Annotated in this window: 19 protein-coding genes; 5 read left to right on the top strand and 14 right to left on the bottom strand. The window is 60.4% G+C overall.

Annotation, left to right across the window (positions count from 1 at the left end; translation table 11 throughout):
* Window positions 1-11 precede the first annotated feature (11 nt).
* From rsmA to AC1RO0_RS18205, 7 genes are all read right to left on the bottom strand, one after another.
* Window positions 12-839: a 16S rRNA (adenine(1518)-N(6)/adenine(1519)-N(6))-dimethyltransferase RsmA gene (gene rsmA, locus AC1RO0_RS18235; RefSeq protein WP_498594243.1), complete on the bottom strand. Its 828-nt coding sequence runs from the start codon at window positions 837-839 to the stop codon at window positions 12-14.
* Entirely contained in the window at window positions 839-1,864 is a 1,026-nt protein-coding gene (pdxA, locus tag AC1RO0_RS18230) for a 4-hydroxythreonine-4-phosphate dehydrogenase PdxA (protein ID WP_498594242.1), read from the bottom strand. Before pdxA ends, rsmA begins: the two co-directional genes overlap by 1 nt.
* 8 nt (window positions 1,865-1,872) lie before the next feature.
* Window positions 1,873-2,823: a SurA N-terminal domain-containing protein gene (locus AC1RO0_RS18225; RefSeq protein WP_498594241.1), complete on the bottom strand. Its 951-nt coding sequence runs from the start codon at window positions 2,821-2,823 to the stop codon at window positions 1,873-1,875.
* Window positions 2,824-3,032: 209 nt separating this feature from the next.
* Window positions 3,033-5,333 (bottom strand): LPS-assembly protein LptD, encoded by a 2,301-nt coding sequence (locus AC1RO0_RS18220; protein ID WP_498594240.1) that lies wholly within the window; start codon window positions 5,331-5,333, stop codon window positions 3,033-3,035.
* 74 nt (window positions 5,334-5,407) lie between these two features.
* Window positions 5,408-6,493: an LPS export ABC transporter permease LptG gene (gene lptG / locus AC1RO0_RS18215; RefSeq protein WP_498594239.1), complete on the bottom strand. Its 1,086-nt coding sequence runs from the start codon at window positions 6,491-6,493 to the stop codon at window positions 5,408-5,410.
* Window positions 6,490-7,665 carry an LptF/LptG family permease gene (locus AC1RO0_RS18210; RefSeq protein WP_498594238.1) on the bottom strand — a complete coding sequence of 392 codons (1,176 nt, stop codon included), beginning with the start codon at window positions 7,663-7,665 and terminating at the stop codon, window positions 6,490-6,492. The genes lptG and AC1RO0_RS18210 overlap by 4 nt, the downstream gene beginning before the upstream one ends.
* Window positions 7,666-7,768: 103 nt before the next feature.
* Window positions 7,769-8,551 (bottom strand): phosphatase PAP2 family protein, encoded by a 783-nt coding sequence (locus AC1RO0_RS18205; protein ID WP_498594237.1) that lies wholly within the window; start codon window positions 8,549-8,551, stop codon window positions 7,769-7,771.
* A 211-nt stretch (window positions 8,552-8,762) separates the two neighbouring features.
* Between AC1RO0_RS18205 and AC1RO0_RS18200 the strand changes: the two genes are divergently transcribed.
* From AC1RO0_RS18200 to AC1RO0_RS18190, 3 genes are read left to right on the top strand one after another with little or no spacing between them, the layout of a single operon-like run.
* Window positions 8,763-10,259, top strand: coding sequence for a leucyl aminopeptidase (locus tag AC1RO0_RS18200; protein WP_498594236.1), 1,497 nt, complete (start codon window positions 8,763-8,765; stop codon window positions 10,257-10,259).
* Between the two features lie 32 nt (window positions 10,260-10,291).
* Complete coding sequence (locus AC1RO0_RS18195; RefSeq protein ID WP_498594235.1) at window positions 10,292-10,741, top strand: DNA polymerase III subunit chi; 450 nt, start codon at window positions 10,292-10,294, stop codon at window positions 10,739-10,741.
* Window positions 10,741-11,193, top strand: coding sequence for an Imm50 family immunity protein (locus AC1RO0_RS18190; RefSeq protein WP_498594432.1), 453 nt, complete (start codon window positions 10,741-10,743; stop codon window positions 11,191-11,193). Before AC1RO0_RS18195 ends, AC1RO0_RS18190 begins: the two co-directional genes overlap by 1 nt.
* A 32-nt stretch (window positions 11,194-11,225) precedes the next feature.
* Here the strand turns inward: AC1RO0_RS18190 and AC1RO0_RS18185 are convergent, their stop codons facing one another.
* Window positions 11,226-11,777, bottom strand: a complete 552-nt coding sequence (locus tag AC1RO0_RS18185; RefSeq protein ID WP_498594234.1) for a GrpB family protein — start codon at window positions 11,775-11,777, stop codon at window positions 11,226-11,228.
* 72 nt (window positions 11,778-11,849) lie between these two features.
* Window positions 11,850-12,773 carry a Gfo/Idh/MocA family protein gene (locus tag AC1RO0_RS18180; protein ID WP_498594233.1) on the bottom strand — a complete coding sequence of 308 codons (924 nt, stop codon included), beginning with the start codon at window positions 12,771-12,773 and terminating at the stop codon, window positions 11,850-11,852.
* Between the two features lie 230 nt (window positions 12,774-13,003).
* Here AC1RO0_RS18180 and AC1RO0_RS18175 point away from each other — a divergent pair, with 230 nt between their 5' ends.
* Both AC1RO0_RS18175 and AC1RO0_RS18170 read left to right on the top strand, forming a co-directional pair.
* Window positions 13,004-13,579, top strand: coding sequence for a TRAP transporter small permease subunit (locus tag AC1RO0_RS18175; RefSeq protein WP_498594232.1), 576 nt, complete (start codon window positions 13,004-13,006; stop codon window positions 13,577-13,579).
* Window positions 13,579-15,348 carry a TRAP transporter large permease gene (locus tag AC1RO0_RS18170; RefSeq protein ID WP_498594231.1) on the top strand — a complete coding sequence of 590 codons (1,770 nt, stop codon included), beginning with the start codon at window positions 13,579-13,581 and terminating at the stop codon, window positions 15,346-15,348. Before AC1RO0_RS18175 ends, AC1RO0_RS18170 begins: the two co-directional genes overlap by 1 nt.
* Window positions 15,349-15,433: 85 nt before the next feature.
* Here AC1RO0_RS18170 and AC1RO0_RS18165 read toward each other — a convergent pair whose 3' ends face one another.
* The 5 genes from AC1RO0_RS18165 to AC1RO0_RS18145 all read right to left on the bottom strand — a co-directional run bounded on the left by AC1RO0_RS18165 (window position 15,434) and on the right by AC1RO0_RS18145 (window position 22,305).
* Complete coding sequence (locus AC1RO0_RS18165) at window positions 15,434-16,540, bottom strand: TRAP transporter substrate-binding protein (RefSeq protein WP_498594230.1); 1,107 nt, start codon at window positions 16,538-16,540, stop codon at window positions 15,434-15,436.
* Between the two features lie 144 nt (window positions 16,541-16,684).
* The gene (locus AC1RO0_RS18160; protein ID WP_498594229.1) at window positions 16,685-18,745 is read right to left on the bottom strand and encodes a prolyl oligopeptidase family serine peptidase; all 2,061 of its coding nucleotides are present in this window, start codon (window positions 18,743-18,745) and stop codon (window positions 16,685-16,687) included.
* Window positions 18,746-18,866: 121 nt separating this feature from the next.
* Complete coding sequence (locus tag AC1RO0_RS18155; protein ID WP_498594228.1) at window positions 18,867-19,757, bottom strand: polysaccharide deacetylase family protein; 891 nt, start codon at window positions 19,755-19,757, stop codon at window positions 18,867-18,869.
* 103 nt (window positions 19,758-19,860) lie between these two features.
* Entirely contained in the window at window positions 19,861-21,750 is a 1,890-nt protein-coding gene (locus AC1RO0_RS18150) for an ABC-F family ATP-binding cassette domain-containing protein (protein WP_498594227.1), read from the bottom strand.
* A gap of 48 nt (window positions 21,751-21,798) precedes the next feature.
* Window positions 21,799-22,305 carry a hypothetical protein gene (locus AC1RO0_RS18145; RefSeq protein ID WP_498594226.1) on the bottom strand — a complete coding sequence of 169 codons (507 nt, stop codon included), beginning with the start codon at window positions 22,303-22,305 and terminating at the stop codon, window positions 21,799-21,801.
* Window positions 22,306-22,445 lie beyond the last annotated feature (140 nt).

Raw genomic sequence — 22,445 nt, 5'->3', positions numbered from 1 at the left:
CTCCGATCCGATCAGAGGCAATTTGCTAGCCTGCAGAACTCCTCGACTGAGAGCGTTTCGGCGCGTCGCTGCGGGTCGATATCGGCCTTCTGTAGCAGCGTTTCGCCACCGAGCGGCTTCAGGCTCTGTCGCAGCATCTTGCGACGCTGGCCGAAGGCTGCCTGCGTCACCTTTTCCAGCTTGTCGACGGAGCAAGGGATCGGGTTTTCCCTGGGCGTCAGATGCACCACCGTCGAGGTTACCTTCGGTGGTGGCGAGAAGGCCTGCGGCGATATGTCGAAGGCCATGTGGGCGTTCGTACGCCAGCCGCAGAGAACGCCGAGACGGCCGTAGTGATCGTCATCCTCGTCGGCGACGATCCGCTGGCCGACTTCCTTCTGGAACATTAGCGTCAGCGATTGCCAGAAGGGCGGCCAATGGTCGGGCAATAGCCAGTTCACCAGCAATTGCGTGCCGACATTATAGGGCAGGTTGGCGATAATCTTCACCGGGCCTTCCGACGCCATGGCCGCGAAATCCGTCTTTAGCGCATCGCCTTCGATAACCTCCAGCCGGCCGGGATAGTGATCGGCGATTTCGGCGAGCGCCGGCAGGCAGCGCGCGTCGCGCTCCACGGCAATGACCTTGGCGGCTCCGAGCGCCAGGATGGCGCGTGTCAGTCCGCCCGGTCCTGGGCCGACTTCGAAGACGGTCACGCCTTCCAGCGGCCCGGCGGTGCGGGCGACCTTCTGGGTCAGGTTGAGATCGAGCAGAAAGTTCTGGCCGAGTGCCTTGCGCGCGTCGAGGCCATGGCGCTGGATCACATCGCGAAGCGGGGGCAGACCGTCGAGTGCAGGCATCAGCGAGTGCTTCCTGTTGGGCGGCTGATCTCGCTTGCCAGCCTGAGGGCGGCCACGAGGCTATCCTCCTTGGCGACACCCTTGCCGGCGATACCGAAGGCTGTGCCGTGGTCGGGCGAGGTGCGGACGAAGGGAAGACCGAGGGTGACATTGACGGAATCGTCGAAGCCGAGCGCCTTGGCCGGGATCAGGGCCTGATCGTGATACATGCAGATGGCGACGTCATAGCGACGGCGGGCGTCGTCATGAAACATCGTGTCGGCGGGAAGGGGACCGAAGGCATCAATGCCCTCATTGCGGAGTACGTCGATCGCCGGGCGGATGATCTCCTCATCCTCCTTGCCGATCGCGCCGTTCTCGCCGGCATGCGGATTGAGCCCGGCGACCGCCAGTCGTGGCTTGGCGATGCCGAAGCGGGTTCTAAGATCGTGATCGGTGATCCGGCAGGTCTCGATGATGAGATCGGCCGTCAACGCGCCAGGCACGTCCTTGAGCGGAATATGAATGGTGACGGGTATGGCCCGCAGTTTCGGCCCGGCCAGCAGCATCACCGGCATCACCGGTCTGCCTGTCGCGCGTGTCGCAAGATCGGCGAGGAATTCGGTATGGCCGGGAAAGCCGAAACCGGCATCGTAGAGAACGGATTTGGCGATCGGGTTGGTGACGACGGCGGAGGTATCGCCGTTCATGGTGAGCGAGACCGCTGTTTCTATGGCGGCGATGGTGGCCTTGGCGGTCGCGACATGCGGTTCGCCCGCAACTACGGTCGCACCGGCGGCGATCGGCAGCACCGGCAGGGCCTCGGTAAAGACATGGCAGGCCGTCGATGCGTCTGCTTCCCGCAGGGGGACATCCAGGTTCAATTGCAGGGCACGCGCCGCAAGGATCTTTGGGTCGCCGAGAAAGAGGAAGGGCGGCAGAGAAAGCTCGCCGCGGCGGAGCCAGGCGGCGAGCGTGATGTCAGGTCCGATACCTGCCGGGTCCCCTTGCGTCAGCGCGAGGGGGCGGGAAAAGTGCTGCGGCATCGCGGCGATCAGCGATAAAGGATCTGCGCCTTGGAGCGCAGTTCATCCATATACTTCTTGTCGTTGGCGCTGGCGCCCTGGGCGCCCGCCTTGCCGATGTCTTCGGCACGGAAGACGGCCGCGGCGGCAACGTCGTCGTTCACCTGACGCTGTGAGCAGATGGCGACATATTCAACGCCGCGATCGGTGACGACAGGGGTGGTCGTATTGCCCTGGGCTTTTTCAAGCAGCGGCTTCCAGATTTCGGGAAGATCGGGGGCCAGCACGCGGCCGAGATCCTGAACGGAAACGTCACGCATCGTCGCGGCAAAGACCTTCGCCTGATCGCAACCTGGGAACTTGGCCCGCGAGGCTTCCGCCTCCGCCTTGCGCTGGTTGATAATGGCATTTCGCTTCGCGGCCGGGACGACGAAGACGATCTGTTTCAGGAAGTATTCCGTGGTGACCGGCTTTGTCTTGTTTTCCGTCATGCGCGTCACGAGGTCGTCGTTCGACAGGCGGTTGCCGCCATTCGACCCGAAGCGGGCATTGACGACGCGCGGCCAGCTCATGGAGACGGCGATATAGGATTTGAAGTGATCGACACCGACGCCCATCTTGTCGAGGATCTGACCAAGCTGCTGCGGCGACATCTTGTTGCTCGCGGCGAAGCGGCCAAAGGCGCTGTCGACGTCAGACGTCGAGACCGACATGCGTACGCGGGAGACTTCAGCGCGCTTCAGCGTCTCGTCGACAAGCTGTTCCTGTGCCAGCTTGTTGAGGTCGCCCTTCTGGTGCTGCAATTTGAGGAAGTTGACACGTTTGGCGATATCGCCCGAGGTGATCACCGAATTGTTGACAACGACCTTTACCTCGCTTGCTGCGAAGGCAACATCGCTGCTCGGCATGGCGAACGTGGCCATGATCAGCGCCGCGGCTCCGAATAGCACAGCGCGCATCGGTGTCTTTTCAGAGAACATCAATTACCCCTTCCCAAAGGTCCTTATCCGCACTGCGTCACATCGGGACGCCGTTCGCGCAATACGGCAATTTTGCGCCACATGTCTACAACAAGCACGACGAATTGCAAAATCCTTGCGGCGAAACAATGACGCGGAGGGGAGTGGAGGCCGGTTTCAAACAAAAAGGGCCGGCTTGTGGAGCCGGCCCTCTTTTGGAGTTTGATAGGTCAGAACGTGGCGTCCTGAGTGTTGCCGAGATTGACGTCGCCGAGCGTGCGGAACGTGATTCGGGCACCGATCGACCAGTCGCTTGCCGAGGCGCTCGTCGAATCCTTCTTGTTCAGGAAGGAAACGCTGAAGATCGTGCACTCGTCCTCATAGGAGAGGCCCACGCCCTGGCGAGTGATCTCGCTATCGTTGATGTCATAGTTCACCGTACCGAACACCGACCAATATTCCTTGAACTTGATCTGGGCGCGCGTCTGGATTTCATCCTGATCCGAGGTGAAGCCATATTGCGGCTGTGCGGCGATGTGGGTGTAGGTCGCCGTGGTCTGGAAGACATCGTTGGCGAAGCCGACCGTGGTATCGCCGCGACGGAACGCGAAATCCTTTTCGTCGAAACGATAGGACTGCGAAAGCGAGAAGCCCTGCGGCGTGGTGATACCGAACATGGTCACATAGTCGGAGCGGGTGGTTTCAAGTCCCGAATCCGTGCCGACGCCGGCAAGATCAGTCTCTGCGAAGGAGTTGCGGCCGGCGAGCTGGAAGGACTGGCCGAAGATATGCTGCAACTTGTAGCCACTGTCGAAGCTGCCGGTGTAGCGCCAACCGACGTTGGCCCGCGTGCCACCTTCGACGCGATCGAAACCGGAGAACTTGTCGCGATCGAACAGGTTGGTCGCATCGAAGACGAAGCTTTGCGCATCCTCATTCGGCAGACGTCCGGCAAGCTGCTCGTCCGGACGCACATAGAGTTGTGCGATCGGCTCGAACACATGCGTGCTGTTGCTGGTGGTGACGAGGAAGGGATACTTCGCTTCAAGACCGGCCGTCGCCATGCCACGCGTGGCATAATCGCTCGTGTCGTAATTGCCGGAATAAGTGCCGGCTCCCGGCGCATCCATGTCGAGGCCGTAGACGTCACCGCGAAGTGCCGCCAATGGCGTCAACACCAGACCTTGATCCGTGGTGAAGGTACGTTGCCACTGCACCTCGGTGCTGAGGCGCGTATAATCGCCGGAAAGACCGAGATAGCGGTCGTTCAGGCTGGAGTCGCCGAGAGTATTGGTGGCATCGAGCACCGATGTCGTATTACGCGACAGGTGCGTGAAGTTCATGGTTGCCGACAATTCGCCGCCATAGACCGACTTCGGATCGACATAGTGATAGTCGACGCTCGGATAGACGGTCGCCTGTTGCTTCGTGGCGGTGTCGTTATTGTCGGAGTCCTGGACCTGGTAGTAGAAGGCGCGCATATCGAAATAATTGCGCTTGCCGAGACCGGTCAGGTAGGCCTGGTTGGTATGGGTGCTCTGGTTGAGACCATCCAGCCCATAGGTGCGCGAGAAGTTGTTGTCGCTCTGCGCCATGACATCCCAGCCGAAGGTCCAGCGAGGATTGATCCTGAAATCCGCCTTGGAGGAGATCATGCCGCGAGTCTTGTGCTCGGCATCGGTGGTCCCGGACGTGAACGCGCTGGGATCCATCTGGCTGATGCCGGCGACGCGCAGAGTATGCGTGCCGTTTTCAAGGCGTTGCCGGAATTCACCCTCCAGCAGCAGACCCTGGTTCGTGTAGCCGGTGGCGCTGATCGTGGCGTCCATGCTCGGCGAGATGACGTAGTAGTACGGAACCTTCAGACCGAAGCCGAGGTGCTGGGAAACACTCATCGACGGGAACAGGAAGCCGGACTTGCGCTTTACCGTATTGTCCGGAACCTCGATCCACGGAATATAGGCGATCGGCTGGCCGAACAGTTCGAAGCGGGCATGCTCGAGGCGGACGGTATGCGTCACGCCATTCTGCACCACGCGCTGCGCCTTGACCTGCCACAGCGGTGCGCGACCCTGCTCGGAGCAGGACTGACAGGCCGTATAGACGCCCTTGGTCAGAATCATCTGCGTGCCGCCGACACGTTCGCCCTTTTCGGCGGCCATGCGGGTATTGTCCGGCATTTCGATGCGCAGGGCATTGACGAAGCCGTCGGAGAAACTGTCGGTGACATCCATTTTGTCACCGTACATGCGATTGCCGTCGGGGCTGATCAGCTCGACATTGCCGATTGCCGTCATCCGACCGGACTTCTGATTATACTCAACCTTCTGGGCGACCATTTTGTAGCCGCCATAGTTGATCTGCACGGCACCGGTGGCGGTGACGATCTGGTTGTCCTTGTTGTAGACCAATTCGTTGGACGAAAGGATCAGCTTGGAGCCGTCGGGTACGTTGACCTTTACAGGAGCGGTCGCAGCACCGGCGCCGCCATTGTTGTTGGTAGCCTGGGCGTAAGCTACGACCGGGCTCATGATATACGCGCATGCAGCCGTGCCCGTAATAAGGGCAGCCACAAACTTTCTGATACTCTTGCGGTCGCCCGCCACTAGCCGTCCTCCTGATGAAGCAGGATCGTTGCTCCGAATGCTAAAGCGACGATCACGGGTATCCATGTCGCCACGAAGGGAGGAACCACTCCGCTGCTCCCAAATGCTTTTACAAGCACGGTGACAACATAAAGCACGAAGCCTGAGAGGATTCCACCCAGAATCACGGAGCGCGATTGGTTGAATCTACTGAATTTTAGGGACACGGTTGCTGCGATCAGCGTCATTGCCACCAAAAGGAATGGCTGTGACAGCAGCGAGTGAAATTGCGTTTCAAGCGCCTTGGTTGAGATGCCAAAGGACTTTGCAATCGCTATTCGATTAGAAAGATCATAAAAAGCAATGGTTTCCGGCTGCGCCAAACGCTCTGAAACGAAATCCTGTTTCAGATTCGTACGTACCTGTGTCGTGCTCTTGTGCGCGGGAATTTCGCCCGGTGCGCGCTCGACGACACTGTTAAGAAGCCAGTAACCATTTTCCAACTTAGCCGACTGGGCATCCTGCCTCAGAATGATATTTCCCTGTGAATCGAAGTGGATAAAGACGACGTTCATCAGCGTCGTGCCGTTGTCGAGAACAGCCTTGGCACCGATGATGACGTCGTTTTTGCCATCCGACTGACGCAGCCACGGAATGGAAAGTGTATTGCGATAGGACGGGTCGCCGCGCAGATCGGCTTCCATCGTTTCCGCCTGCCGCTGACCCCACGCCGCAACCGGATTGATAGCGAACATGGTCAGCAAGCCGACACAGAAGGCGCCGACGACGAAAGGCGTCATGAATTGCCAGACGGAGATGCCAGCCGCGCGAGCGATCACCAGTTCCCGGCGGCGATTGAGCGTGATCAACACGGTCATGCCGACGAAGAGGGCGATGAACGGCACCGTCTGCTGTATGATGAACGGCAATCTGACCGCCGTCATCAGCAGGCCGATTTTGACCGTGTATCCCGGAAGGCCAGCGAGCCGGCCAGCGGTTTCGCTGAAGTCGATCAGATACACCAGTGAGGTGACGCCGAGGAAAAACCAGAGCGTCGTGGCGATATAGCGCGTGAAGAAGTAGCGGCCAAGCGTGCTGAAGATCATGCGCCGCCCCCATTCGAGCTGCCGGGCGTCGGGATGCGCTCCTGAAGCTTCTGCCGCCAGCTACCGAAACGGTTGCGGATCGACACCGGCATGGACATTCGTCGGTTCCTGAACAGCAGGACGATCGCAATCAGCGTTGCGGCGATATTGATCCCATAGAGGATGCCGACGAAATAGGGGGCCGTCTCAATTTGGTTGGCCGCGTAAAAATCCGCCCATCGCAGTGCAAAAGCGATAGTGAGCGCCGATACCATCGGATGCAGCCGTGCCTCGCGATGGGATCGCGCGTCGCCTGCAATCACCAGGGATATCAGGGCAAAAATGGCTGGCAGTGCCCAATCGGTCAGGCGCCGATGCAATTCGGAACGGTATCCGCTCGGTTTGGCCTTATAATCCGCATCGTTCGGATCAGGATTGAGCAGGAAGCCGAGACTGCGGTCGCCGGCGCGCAGGGTTGCCTGACCACGGCTTTGCGTCATGTCGGAGAGGTCGAAGGAATAGGAATCGAATTTGATGACGGAGACGTCGCCATCAGACGTCTTGCGGTGGACTTCGCCGTCCCTCATCAGCAGCGACGAACCGCTCGCATCGACGGCGCCTTCCTTGGCATAATAGATGAGATCGAAAGCCGGATCGCGCGAATCCACCACGAACAGGCCCTTCAGGATTCGCCCCGACATGCGCTGGGTGATCTGCACGTAAAGCCCGTCTTCGATGCGCCGGAAATTCTTCTCCTCGATCACTGTCGAGAGCAGGTCGGCATAGGCTTCCGCAACCATTTGTCGGGCAGCGACGCGAGCCTTCGGCTCTACCATATTGTCAACGAGGAAGGAGAAGACACTGATCGCTATGGCGAGAATCATGATCGGGCGGATGATGATGCTGCGTCTCGCGCCTGCCGCTTCCATGACGGTCAGCTCCGAATCGCTGTTCATCGCGGTCAGGGTCTGCGTGATGCCGATGACCAATGCGAACGGCAAAACGACGGGAATGATGGTCGGCAGAATAAGGGTCGCAAGCTTCGCGAACGAACCAATCGACTGGCCGCTGTCGGTCACGAGATTGATGCGCTGCAGTACCTGAGTCGTCCAGATAATAGCGAGCACCGGCAGCAGCGCTACCAGGAACATCATGCCGACACGCCGTACGATATATGTTTCGAATAACTTCATGCCGGCCCTTAAACGCAACGCTCCATCGGGCGAGCCGGCAGAGATTCATCCTCCTCTACGCTGTTTGCGTTTTTTTGGCGACAACCCACTCGCAAAAAATTCGTTAATTTTCTGAGATTCTTCTGCTGTGTGTCGTTTGGGAGAGAGCCATAAGTGCCGCGAATATGACGAGGGAAGAGAGCCAGCCAAGCACGGCATCCGACAGATAGTGGCTTCCGAAAGCCACTCTGAGGGTTGGAATGAGGATCGAGATGACTGCGACCGGCGGCGCAAGAGCGGTACGGGCCGGCTGCGGGATGATGAAGATCAGGCAGAAGAGCCAGCCGGCCGCTGCCGCTTCACCGGAGACGAACGAACAGTTGCTGACGCACTTCCCGGCGAAGGAACCTGCTTGAACGAAATCGAGCGTGCCGCCGAAGAGGTCGGTCTGTCGTGGCCGCGGGCGGCCTGCGAACGCCTTGAGCCAGAGATTGACGATCAGCACGGGGCCGAGAAGCAGCGAGCCGAGCGCAATCTTCAAATTGCAGGCTCGCGAGGTCTTGAACGTTGCGCCGTGATGCTGCCAGCACTGGATCAGCATCCAACAGAGGACGGCGGCGACAATGTAGGGAAGCTGGAAGAATATCTCCCTGAGCAGGCGCATATGCGGATCGTCACCATAGGGGAAAATGCCGCAGATCTGGCTGGCTTTGACAGGGACGATGCATTGTTCTGGCAGGAAGAACAGATTGGCGACGGCGAGATCGATCTGTGGAAAAATCGAAAATAACCCGAGCAGTATCCACCATAGACAGAAGAGAGCGACGAACGCGTCGCCGGCCGTGCGCGGTCGCAGGATCTCGGGAAAGCGGTCCTGGCGATCGAAGGTGCTGAAATCGATGATCAAGGTAGCGTTCCTGTCGGTGACAACGCCGGGCAGGCGGCGGCACGCAACGCATGCGCCAATAGGTTAGCGACAATAGATGACAGGGATTTGAAGGTGGCAGTGGACGCTTCTTTGCCGAATGTCTCGCCAAAAGCTTGTATTTGAGGGGGAAAGCTTGAATGATCGAAGTCTATAATTCTATTTTGCGATACACATATATATCGGAGCAGAAATGTCTGTGAAATTCGAGATTTCCTTTGCCAAAACGGTTCGATTGAATGGCGGTCTGGCTATCCTGCTGAAAGACACGGACAGCGAATCGCCTGCAGGGGCCGCAAGCGCCGATCCGGCGAATGTTTTCGCCAAGGCCGCACGCATCGCTCGTTTCACGGCCAAGGGCCTGGCAAGTCTCGATATTGTTGCGCCTGAGGGATCGCCGGTCGACCGGATTATCGTGATCGGCACCGGTAGGGCAAAGGAACTGAACGCGCATGACTGGCTGAAGCTCGGTGGGGCTGCGGCGGCACGGATCCGCAATGTCGAAAAGGCTGCGATCTTCATAGATCTGCCCGGCGTGGAAGCCGGTGGCAAGGCGGCTGCCGATTTTGCGCTCGGCATGCTGCTGCGCGCCTATAGCTTCGACACGTACAAGACGAAGAAGGGCGATGACGACGACAAGAACGGTGCGCAGAAACCCGTGAAGGTGACTATCGTTACCCCGGATGCCGCGGCCGCAAAGAAGCTTTTCGCCGCATCGGAAGCGATTGCCGACGGCGTTATTCTGGCGCGCGATCTCGTCAACGAGCCGCCGAATGTGCTTGGCCCGGTCGAGTTCGCCGCCAAGGCCAAGGCGCTGGAAAAGCTCGGCGTCGAAGTGGAGATATTGACGGAGCGCGAGATGCGCCGGCTCGGCATGGGTGCACTGCTTGGTGTGGCGCAGGGTTCCGTGCGTCCGCCGCGCCTGGTGATCATGCAATGGAAGGGCGGCAAGGCGAAGGAGAAGCCGGTCGCCTTCATCGGTAAGGGCGTCGTCTTCGACACCGGCGGCATTTCCATCAAGCCCGCCGCCGGCATGGAAGACATGAAGGGTGACATGGGCGGGGCCGCCGCAGTGACCGGCCTGATGCACACGCTTGCTGCACGCGGCGCCAAGGTCAACGCCATCGGCGTCATCGGCCTGGTCGAAAACATGCCCGATGGCAATGCCCAGCGTCCGGGCGATATCGTCACCTCCATGTCCGGCCAGACAATCGAGATCATCAATACGGACGCCGAAGGCAGGCTCGTGCTCTGCGACGCGCTCTGGTACACCAATGACCGCTTCAAGCCGCAATTCATGATCAACCTGGCGACCTTGACCGGCGCGATCCTGGTTGCGCTCGGCAATCTGCAGGCCGGCCTGTTCAGCAATGACGACCAGCTGGCAAACCAGCTCACCGCCGCCGGCCTTGTCACCAATGAGCGCCTGTGGCGTATGCCGCTTGGCAAGGACTACGACAAGATGATCGACAGCAAGTTCGCCGACATGAAGAATACCGGCGGCCGCTATGCCGGCTCGATCACCGCCGCGCAGTTCCTCAAGCGCTTCGTGCAGGAAACGCCCTGGGCGCATCTCGATATCGCCGGCACGGCGATGGGTTCCACACTGGACGAAATCAACCAGTCCTGGGGTTCGGGCTACGGCGTGCGCCTGCTCGACGAGCTGGTTCGCGAGAACTACGAATCGTGACCTTCGGACGTGTTTGAGATAGGAGAGGCGGCATGACCGACGTTCTCTTCTATCACCTGACCGAATCGAAGCTTGAAGATGCCCTGCCGCCGCTGATCGACAAGAGTGTCGAGCGCGGCTGGCAGGTTGCCATCCAGACGCGCGAGCCTGCCAGGCGCGATGCGCTCGATGCCCATCTCTGGACCTATCGCGAGGACAGCTTCCTGCCGCATGGCACGGATGAAAGCGAAATGGCGGACAAGCAGCCGGTCCTCCTGACCGTCTCGCCGGACAATCTGGACAGTGCCAGCGTCCGCTTCTTCATCGACGGCGCCGAAGCCGCCGATATCGACACCTACCAGCGCGTCGTCTTCATCTTCGACGGTTACGATCAGGAACAATTGGAAGGCGCCCGCGCGCAATGGAAGAAGCTGAAGGGCGAGGGGCATAACCTCACCTATTGGCAGCAGACCCAGGAAGGCCGCTGGGAAAAGAAGGCGTGATGGAGTTCAACTATCAGGCAAAGGATCAAGTTCCCTGGTATGAGATACCGGGCGGTAGAGAACTTACGGAATATTTCGGCCACGATCCGGAGTTCCACGATGCCGAGATCGTGCAGGTCATATTCAACCGTCGCTCCCGGAGTTCGATCTCAATCCATACCTGGAGCAACGATCCGTTCGATATTGCCAAACATGTCGTTGTCACCTTTTTATTGGCCGATATCGCCGATCTTCAGTTCGAGAATTTCAGCCATCAAAATGTTCTGAACGGCCTTACGGTTCGGTTGGCGCCCGAGCGAAAAGACAGGCGGCCATACTATGGCCGCGACCCGCATCCCGAGGATGTTGAGATTGAACTGCGACCCTGTTTTGGGCTCTGCGGGTTCATACGGGCGAGGACGATCAGCATCAGCTTTGCGAAGGGCAAGCCCGAGGACACAACCAGGTCGTGATATGCGACACGCGACAGGGATAAGACAGCACGTCAGATCGGGCTGCTGTTCGCAAGAACCTTTTCGATGAAGTCTTTCTTCGACGCCGTATAGGCGGCGCGGTTGTCGGCATATTTTCCGGCCAGGTCGATCTTCAGCATTTCATAGGCCAGTGCCAGATCGGGATTTGCACGGAGCTTGTCGCGAAATCGAATCCACTGATTCCAGTTGATACTGTTATATTCAGCGATATGAACAAGATGCGTGCGCGTCTGGCCTTCGACATCGCGGCCGAAAATATGATCGTCGGGAACGAGATCGGTGCCGACATAGCAGTAGCCGATCTCCTCCATCGGCTTGATGCACGCCAAGCCGTCGTCGAAGCGTCTGACGCCGACGGCAATGTCGATGATCGGCTTCGCCTTGATCGAAGGGATCGACGTGCTGCCGATATGCTGGATATCGAGGGCGAGATCGCCGAGTGCCTTGCGAATGGCTGCCGCTTCGAGCGTGTAGGCTTCCTGCCATCGGGCATTCGGTACAGCAAGGGTAACGCACTTGTTGCCGACGCCCAGCCCGAAATTTCGCCCGCTTTCCGAGGACATCGCAATCTCCCTGACAAATGAAGATGCGCCACTCTAGCATGTGGCGCGGCGCATCTCACCGGTCAATCGAGCCTAGTCGTGGAAAGCTTCCACGAATTTGCGCTTGCCGAGCATGAAGGCATCGGCGACATGGCGTAGTGGTGCGAGGTCGACGTCCGACGTGCCGGCTTTGACGATCTCGGCGAAGCGGCGGTAGAGCGAGGGATATTCGGCCTCCGGCGCGGTGAACGTCAGTTCGCCATTGACGGAGAGCTTCGAGCCGCCCTCGGCGAGCACCATCTGGCCCGCTTCGGTTTCGGCGACGATATCCCAGCTCTGCTTGCCGGTCTGGCGCCAGTCGAATTCGGCGTGAACCGGAAGCCCCTGGCCGCTCTTGAATTGCAGGTCGGCGGCGATTGGCGAATCGCGGTTTTCGGGGAATTCCAGCACGGCGCCGGTCAGGAAGAGCGGCGGCAGGATGTGGGTGACGATCGACAGCGCGTTGATGCCCGGATCGAAGACACCGAGACCGCCGGCCTGCCAGATCCATTCCTGGTTCGGATGCCAGTGACGCACATCTTCCTTCCAGATCACATGCGCGCTCTTGATCGTCGTCGCGTCGAGGAAAGCCTTGGCGGCTTCGACGGCGGGCGCGTAGCGCGAATGCCAGCTGGCAAACAGCGAAACGCCTTTTGTCTTTGCGAGCGCCTCAAGATCGGCAACTTCGCTCAGCGTCGCCCCCGGCGGCTTTTCCAGGAAAACATGCTTGCCAGCCTGGAGCGCCTTGTAGGCGGCTTCATAGCGATATTGCGGCGGCATGCAGAGCGAGACCGCATCGATCTCGGGAACCGCGTCCAGCATGGCCTCGATGGTGGTGAAAGCCGGAATGCCTTCGACCGTGCCATGGCGGCTTGCGGTGGCGACCAGTTTGAAATCCGCATTGTTGGCGATGGACGGAAGATGCTGGTCGCGGACGATCTTGCCGACGCCGACGATAGCGAGGTTGATGGGGGACATGGGGTGTCTCTCGATTAGTATGATTATTGGTAGGTCTTTTATCAGAACATCAGAGGTGGGCAAGGGTGGCAAAGCGCAAATGCGGCGCTGCTCCCGCAAGGCCACGCTCACCCTGCCACCATCACACTTGGAAAACCAGCTTAGGCTCTTGATTGACAGCGTGAAATCGGCACTCTGCCTGTGCGCGGCGAAAGGATCCTGGGAAGAAACTGCCGCGGGGGGAAAAAATCATGAAAGCATTGCTCGGCTTCAGCCGGCTCATAGATCATGTCACGGAGATCATCGGCAAATCGGTCTCCTGGCTCATCCTGGTTGCCGTTTTGGTCAGCGCTGGAAACGCCATCGTCCGCAAGCTGTTCAACGTCTCGTCGAATGCCTGGCTGGAAGCGCAATGGTATCTGTTCGGCGCCGCCTTCATGCTCGCCGCCGCCTATACGCTGCGGCAGAATGAACATATCCGCATCGATATCCTCTACGGTTCCCTGTCGCGGCGCGTGCAGCACTGGATCGACCTCCTCGGCCATTGCCTGTTTCTGATGCCCTTCGTGCTGTTGATGATCTATGACCTCATCCCCTATGTGCGGATGTCCTTCATGTCCGGTGAAGTTTCCTCCAGCGCCGGCGGCCTGATCATCTGGCCGGGCAAGGCCTTGCTGCTGGCGGGCTTTTTTCTGCTGGCGCTGCAGGGTGTCTCCGAGATTATCAAGAAGATCGCCATCATGCGCGGCGATATGGATGATCCGACACCCTATGTGCCGACCCATGCACCTCTCGATATCGAGACGCATGCAGGGGAGGTGCGCTGATGTTGGAATTCATTGCCGTGAACATGGCTCCGATCATGTTCGCTTCGCTGATCATCTTCCTGCTGATCGGCTATCCCGTCGCCTTCGCGCTCGCCGCCAACGGCCTGCTGTTCTTCTGGATTGGCGTCGAGCTGGCGCCTTATTCCGGCGGCTCGATCAACCTCTCCTGGCCGCTGCTCAACGCGCTGCCGGATCGCTTCTGGGGCGTGATGTCGAACGACACGCTGCTGGCGATCCCGTTCTTTACCTTCATGGGCATCGTGCTGGAGCGTTCGGGCATGGCCGAGGATCTGCTCGACACGGTCGGCCAGCTCTTCGGCCCGATCCGCGGCGGCCTTGCCTATGCGGTGATCTTCGTCGGCGCGCTGCTGGCCGCCACCACCGGCGTCGTTGCCGCCTCGGTCATAGCCATGGGCCTGATCTCGCTGCCGATCATGCTCCGCTATGGCTATGACCGGCGGGTTGCATCCGGCGTCATCGCCGCCTCGGGTACGCTCGCGCAGATCATTCCGCCATCGCTGGTGCTGATCGTGCTGGCCGACCAGCTCGGCCGTTCGGTTGGCGACATGTATGCCGGCGCCCTGATCCCCGGCCTGATACTGACCGGCCTCTACATGCTCTACGTGTTGATCATGTCGATCGTCCGGCCCAACTCCATGCCGGCGCTGCCGAAGGAGGCGCGTTCGCTCGGTTCGGGCGTGACCTCGCTCTTCGTCGCGTTGCTGGTCTGTGCCGGCGTCGCCTATGCCGCCCATGTCTATCTGACGCCGATCTACGGGGAAAATGCCGACATTCTCGGCGCAACCGTTGGCGTCGCATTCATCTACGCCATCGCCGTCATCGACAAGACGATGAAGTTCAACCTGATGTCGCGGCTGGCGCAACAGGTGATCATCGTGCTGATCCCGCCACTGGCGCTGATCTTCCTCGTGCTCGGTACCATCTTCCTCGGCATTGCGACGCCGACCGAAGGCGGCGCTATGGGTGCGGTGGGCGCGCTGATCATGGCGTTGGCCAAGGGGCGCTTGAGCATGGACGTCGTCCGTTCGGCGCTCGCCTCGACCACACGCCTTTCGTCCTTCGTGCTGTTCATCCTGATCGGCTCGCGCGTGTTCTCGCTGACTTTCTACGGCGTCAACGGCCATGTCTGGGTGGAACATCTGCTGGTGTCGCTGCCGGGCGGCGAGGTCGGCTTCCTGATCGCCGTCAACCTGCTGGTCTTCGTGCTGGCCTTCTTCCTCGATTTCTTCGAGCTGGCCTTTATCATCGTGCCGCTGCTGGCGCCCGCTGCCGAAAAGCTCGGCATCGACCTTATCTGGTTCGGCGTGCTGCTCGGCGTTAATATGCAGACGAGCTTCATGCATCCGCCCTTCGGCTTCGCGCTGTTCTATCTGCGCTCGGTCGCGGCAAAGGTGCCCTATCTCGACAAGGTGACGGGCAAGAACACCGCGCCGGTGACGACCGGGCAGATCTATTGGGGTGCCGTGCCCTTCGTCGGCATCCAGATCCTGATGGTAGCTCTGACGATCATGTTCCCGCAGATGGTCATGCATTACAAGGGCGCGGGTACGGGCATCGATCCCAACACGATCAAGATCGACGTGCCAGGCTTTGGCACTCCTGGCCAGGATAATGGCGGCGGTCTCGGCCTGCCGGGCCTGCAGCTTCCAGGCGGCAATTCGCTGCAGGACAAGCCGGCCGATCAGAACGGCGGACAGGCCAATCCGCCGACCAACAACGATCTCAGCCAGCCGCCATCGTTTAAATGAGGGCAGGGCTTGCTGCTCTTCATGCGTTCAAAAAGAAAAACCCCGGAGCAATACTCCGGGGGTTTCATTTGACGGCGGGCGAGGATCAGATCTTGCCGGCGCGCTGCTGCGTCATCATGTAGACGTCGTAGCTGTATTCCGCGACCTGGGCGTAGAGGTAGTGCTGGCCACGGAAACCCTTGATCGATTCCCAGATCTTCTTGAAGGTCGGGTTCGAGGCTTCCATTTCGGCATAGACCTCGTTCGACTTTTCGAAGCAGGCGTTCAGGATTTCCGTGCTGAACGGCCGCAGCTTGGCGCCTTCGGCGACGACACGCTTGATGGCGGCCGGGTTCAGATAGTCGTATTTCTGCAGCATGTTGGCGTCGGTCGCCTGGGCCGCGGTGCGAAGCAGCGACTGATAGGCCTTGGGCAAGCCCTCATAGGCTGCTTTGTTGAACATGAAATGCACCGTCGGGCCGCCTTCCCACCAGCCGGGATAGTAGTAGTAGGGGGCGACTTTGTAGAAGCCGAGTTTTTCGTCGTCATAGGGGCCGACCCATTCGGCCGCGTCGATGGTGCCCTTTTCCAGGGCGGGATAGATGTCGCCGCCGGCGATCTGCTGCGGCACGACGCCAAGGCGCTCCACCACCTTGCCGGCAAAGCCGCCAATTCGCATCTTCAGGCCCTTGAGATCGGCGACCGTGTTGATTTCCTTGCGGAACCAGCCGCCCATCTGCACGCCGGTATTCCCACCGGGAAAGCCGATCAGCCCTTGCGTTGCCAGGAATTCGTTGAAGAGATCGATGCCGCCGCCGTGATACTGCCAGGCGTTCATCCCACGGGCATTGAGCGCGAAGGGAACGGCCGCTCCCAGCGCCCAGACCGGATCCTTGCCCCAATAATAATAGGAGACGGTGTGGCATGCCTCGACCGTGGCTGCGGACGCTGCGTCGGCCGCCTGCAGGCCGGGCACGATTTCACCGGCCGCGAAGACCTGGATCGTGAAATTGCCGTCCGTCGCTTCCGATACATATTTCGACAGCACTTCCGCGCCGCCATAGATCGTGTCAAGCGACTTCGGGAATGATGACGCCAGGCGCCAGTTGATTTTCGGATTGCTCTGAGCAACGGCCGGAGCCGCAAGGGCCGCGGCAGCAACCGAGCCCGCACCGGCAACGCCGGCTTTCCTCAGAAATGAACGACGATCCATCTATGTACTCCCCCCAGGATATGAGCGGGCGGGTTGGCCCGCTCTTCGTGATCACGCTGCAACTAATCATGTCGTTCGATGCGTTTCAAGCGCACCGAACGATCTGCAACCGCTGATTTTCCAAGGATATCAGGAAGGCCGAATTCAGGCGCCGTCCGGCTTCACGATCGTCTCGCGGAGGAAGCTGTATCCGAGCGCGATACGCGCCGCGAGGTCGCTCGACGCGCCATCGCCGCCATGGCCGCCGGAACCGAATTCGTGGAACAGCGGATGGTGGCCAAGCTCCTCCATCCGTGCCGCGAATCGCCGCGCATGCGAAGGATGGACCCGGTCGTCATTGCTGGAGCTTTCGACATAGATCGGCGGATAGGTGACGTCCGAGGCGGGTTTAAGATTATGGAGCGGCGAATAGGAGAGCAGATAATCGCGATCGGCCTGGTCGTCGGGATTGCCATATTCGTCGACCCAGGCTTGGCCTGCGGGGAAGGTGTGAAAGCGGATCATGTCCAGCACCGGCACCTGGCACCAGATCGCGCCGAAATCCCTAGGATAGCGGGTCAGCATCGCGCCGGTCAAAAGCCCGCCATTGCTGCCGCCATTGGCGGCGATATGCGACGGCTTGGTGTAGCCGCGGGTGACGAGATCGCGGGCGATGGCGGCAAAGTCGGCAAACGCCCTGTGGCGGCCATGGCTCTTGGCGGAGCGATGCCAGTTCGGCCCGAGCTCGCCGCCGCCACGAATATAGGCCTGCACATAGGCACCGCCCTGTTCCAGCCAGCGGCCGATGACTCCGGAATAATTCGGGCTGAGCGAGACGTCGAAGCCGCCATAGCCGTACATCAGCACCGGCAGTTCGCCTTCCGTCCACGTCTTCGGCAAGACCAACCGATACGGCACCTTCGTGCCGTCCTCGGATGTGGCCTCGAGCAATTCGGAGGTCATGCCGTCGCCGTCGAAATAGGCGGGCGAGCTGGCACCCCGAACGAGTTCGAGCGGCTTCTTGCGGTTGGAAAGTTCGAGGCGATAGCAGGTTGGTGGCTGCAGAAAGCCTTCGCCATAGACCTGTAGCGTGTCGTCGCCGAGATGCAGTTCGGAATAAAGCGGCTGAAGTGCAATCGTCTCGACATCGCCGGGCAGCGGGATCCCCTGGATCTCCGCATCCGGCCTGGTCAGGTCCAGGACGAAAAGGCGGGGCTGCAGATTGTCGGAGACGACGAAGACGCACCATTCGCGCATCAGAAGGAACTGCGATACGGATTGCCGCTCGCTGGGCGAAAACAGGATGCGCGTCGCCTCGGCGCTGATATCGCTGGCCTGCCGCGGCAAGGGCTGCAGCGCCAAAGCGCCGGCGGGGATACGCTCATCGGTCTTGGCGAGCCAGAGGCAATAGGAATAATTGAACTGGACGTCGATGTCCCTCGGCAGATCGATCCGCCGCAGGGAAAAATCCGGATCCTTGACGAAGACGCTGCAACTGCCGATCTCGTGGCCGGTGATGAACAGGCGGATCGGCTTGGCGGTCCCCTTCTTCGCAATGCCGGAGAGCACCGGGTCGATGACCACGCAGGATCCGTAGACATCCGTATCGGCCGTGGCGTAGAGCAGCGGCGCGTTTGCTGGCGCCTGGCCGCGCTTCAGGCGGCGACCAACGCGGGGCCAGCCGGAGCGCGTTGCGGAGAGGCGGTCGATCGAGCCGAAATAGGCGATCTCATCGCGGCTAAGCCAGGTTGCATGGCAACGCGCCGGCGGCGTATCGAAGCCGCCTTCGACGATGCTCTTCGCCTCGCAATCGAATTCCAGCAACCGCCCGAGATCGGAGCCGCCGTCGGAGAGGCAGATCAGCACTCGTGTCGGTTCCCACGGGCAGGTGATTGCGCCGCGCCAGATCCAGAGCTTGTTCTCCGACCCGCAGAAGGCGTCGAGATCGAAGATCGGCTCCCAGGGAGCGCTCGGCACCGGGTCCAGGTCGGCCGGAAGTCGGCGCCACACGCCAAGGGGATGATCCGCGCTGCGGTGGAAATCGAATAGCCACTTGCCACGGCGAACCGGCTGGATCAGCCGGTCCTCGCGCTCGATCATCGCCTTGATCGCGGCGCTGTCGGCCTCGAATTCCGGCGTCACGAGAGCCCGTTCCGACTGCACATTCCTCTCGGCGACGAATTGCAGGGTGAGGGGGTCGTCGTCGTGCTCGAGATGGAGATGCATAAGATACCTGATACGCTATTGATGATGTGAATCGCATATAAACAAATCAAAATGCACCCGGAGAAGCAACCGTGCTTCCCCAAGTGCATCCCGTCATACAGATTTCTGCTGTCTATCCGCCTCAGCGCACCATCTTGATATCGGCCTGGGCGACCAGATCCGAAGTCGGCTTGGGGGCGGCTTTGTACTTCAGCGTCACGACCTTGTAGCCCTCTTTTTCCATGCGGGTCAGAAGAGCCGGCAGCATGGTGGCGGTGCGCTGGTGGATGTCGTGCATCAGGACGATGCCACGGCCGCGCTTGCGCAACTCGTTCATGGTGCGCGCCGCGACTGCGGCGGGCGACAGGGTGAAATAGTCCTTGCTGTCGACATCCACATCCATGATCACGAGATCACGCATGGTGACGGCTGCGCGCAGGCGTCTGGAATCGGCAAGGTAAGGGAAGCGGAAGAAGGGGACATCCGTGCCGACGACCTTGGCGACAGCGTTCTTGCCGCGCATGATCTCGGCCATCGCCATGTCGAAGCTCATCTTGTCGAGATCGGCATGGTGGAACGTGTGGCTGCCGATAGTCTCGCCTGCGGCAACGACCTTGAGTGCCGTCTCCGGATGCGCCTGCGCCATCTCGCCGACCATCATGAACGTCGCCTTGACGCCGAACCTGTCGAGCGTCGCGAGAATACGCTCCGTCTTGCCGGGGGCTGGGCCGTCGTCGAAGCTCAGGATGACTTCCTTGTCGGCAAGCTTCAGGTCTTGCAGGGAGGAAACTTCCAGCGTGCGTCCGGCGAGTGTGTGGGAGCGGGCTTCGTCGTTTGTTTCGCGCGTCTCAACATCGGTGCTCGCCCATTTTGTCGGCTCCATGTCGATGGGGTCGTTGGCCTTCAACGCCTTGCGTTGCGGCTCCTCAGCGGCAAAGCTCGTCTTCAGCGATGCCTCGCCCCCCGGCTTCGTGGCGCAACCGGCAAGGGACAGGGACACGGCAAGGCCGGCCAATAGGAGACGGTAGGTCATCGGAAGCGCTCAACATATGTGATTGAATGTTGGGCGTATTTTCTCCGACTATGGTTAATGATCGGTTAGGATCGGTGTGCGGCCGCCTCCGGAAGCAACCGTTTCAGCCGGCCATCGCGCTTTCATATTCCGAGGAAAGCTCCAGCCACTGCTCCTCGGCGGCGGCAAGCTTCTCCGCCGCGTCGGAGCGCTGCTTGGCCTTTTCGGCGGCCTTGGCGGGCGCCTTCTCGTAGAGCGCGGGATCCGCAAGTTCCACATCAAGCGCCTGAATCAGTTTCTCCAGCTTAGCCGTCAAGGATTCGATTTCGTTGATCTTTTTCCGGAGCGGCGCGAGCGAGGCGCGGCGGTCGGCATTGAGCTTGCGCTGATCCGCCTTGGAGACGGCATCATCGGCGCCGTTCACCTTGGCCTTGTCGTCTCTCGCCTTGGGGCTGGCTATGACGAGGCTGCGATACTCCTCAAGGTCACCGTCGAAGGTGGAAACCGTGCCGTCGCGCACCAGCCAAAGCTGATCGACGGTCGCCTCGATCAGGTGGCGGTCGTGCGAGATCAGGATGACGGCGCCGGAGTAATCGTTCAGCGCCTGGATCAGCGCGTTGCGGCTGTCGATGTCGAGATGGTTGGTCGGTTCGTCGAGGATCAGCAGGTTCGGTGCATCGAAGGCGGCAAGGCCCATCAGTAGCCGCGCCTTTTCACCGCCGGAAAGATCTTTCACCGGCGTGTCCATCTTCTCGGTCGCAAGCCCCATCTGCGCGACGCGGGCGCGCACCTTCGCCTCCGGCGCGTCGGGCATGCGGCGGCGCACATGCTCGACGGCGGTCTGGTTCGGCACGAGGTCGTCGAGCTGATGTTGTGCGAAGAAGCCGATCTTCAGGTTTGGCGCGAGCTTCACGTCGCCGCTATCGGCGTCGAGACGGCCGGAGACGAACTTCGCGAAGGTGGATTTGCCGTTGCCGTTCGAGCCGAGCAGCGCGATGCGGTCATCGGCGTCGATACGCAGGTTGAGGCGCTTCAGGATCGGCTTGCCGGGCTCGTAGCCGACAGCACCGCCGGTGACGGCGATGATCGGCGAGGCCGCCTGCTTTTCCGGCTCGGGAAAGCTGAAGCCCATCACATGATCTTCGATAACGGCGGCGACCGTGCCCATGCGCTCCAGCGCCTTGACGCGCGACTGCGCCTGTCGCGCCTTCGTTGCCTTGGCCTTGAAGCGGTCGATGAAGCTCTGCAGGTGCTTGCGCGCCGCGTCGTTCTTCACCTTCGCCTTCGTCTGCAGTTCGTCGGCCTCCGCCTTCTGCCGCTCGAACTGGTCGTAGGAGCCGCGATAGAAGGTGAGCTTCTTCTGGTCGAGATGGACGATGGCGTTGACGGCCGTGTTCAGCAGGTCGCGGTCATGCGAGATGATGATGACCGTGTACGGATAGCGGCGGATATAGTCTTCCAGCCAGAGCGTGCCTTCGAGGTCGAGATAGTTGGTCGGTTCGTCGAGCAGCAGCAAGTCCGGCTCGGCAAACAGCACGGCCGCAAGCGCAACGCGCATGCGCCAGCCGCCGGAAAAGGAAGAGGCCGGGCGGTGCTGCGCCTCATGGTCGAAACCGAGGCCGGCCAGAATGCTGGCGGCTCGGGCTTCGGCGGAATGGGCGCCGATATCGGCAAGCCGCGTCTGGATGTCGGCGATGCGATGCGGATCGGTTGCCGTCTCGGCCTCCGCCAGCAGGGCGGTGCGCTCCTTGTCGGCCTTCAGCACGATCTCGATCAGCGGCTCTTCCGTGCCCGGCGCTTCCTGCGCCACCTGGCCGATGCGGGCGTTGCGCGGGATCGCGACCGAACCGCTTTCGGCGGCGAAATCGCCGGTGATCACGCGGAACAGTGTGGATTTGCCGGCGCCGTTCTTGCCGACAAGCCCGGCTTTCGTGCCCGCCGGAAGCGTCACGTTGGCATGGTCGATGAGGAGACGGCCGGCAATGCGGGCGGAAAGGTCGGAAATCGAAATCATGGCGCGGTTTTGGCCGAACTCCGCGCCGAAGGCAAGAGCAGGTAACCCTTAGGCTTGCGTGTTGCGTGCTTCTACGGGCAGGTTGGCACAGTCCCGCAGCCGCTCGGTCAGCTCGGTCTCGTAAAGCAACAGATTGCTGAGCGAGGCGTTAAGACAGTCCATGGCGTCGGCGGCATGCGCCGCCGCGTCGACCTCGCGGGTGAAACGCTGTTTCTTCCTCAGCCCTTCGGCCAGCTGATTGGCCACATCGCGCAGCATCTCGGCCGCGTCGGTTTCCGACTTTCGGGCGACCAGGCCGCAATGGCTGACGAGGTGATGTTTCAAGCCGATATCGTCGAGTTTGGTTTGCGACGGGGTGGGGCCTAGGGACGCGATTTCGGTGGCGATCCCGCGATCATGGCCATAAAGCGCCTCATGGAAGAGCTGGTAGTTGCGCGGCAGGTTCCTGACCTTTAGCTTGGCCATATGACGGCCGATCGCTTCAAGCTCGGTCTCCGCCTCGCCATTGTCATCGTCGATGGAATATGCCGAAACACTTGCCTTCGAACTTTTCATGCCTTCTCTCTAATTTACCGCCCAGCTGATATATCTCCTCAATTTGCAGGCTCGCAGGTTAAGGCAGCATGAACGAAACGGCTTATCGGTGTGATCTTGCATCAAAATTAGACGACACGACAATGCACGACTGCAATCGC

The organism is Rhizobium sp. GW821-FHT14E12 (assembly GCF_058803745.1).
Note: the sequence above shows the minus strand (reverse complement) of the source record. Positions and strands in the feature narration are given on the sequence as shown.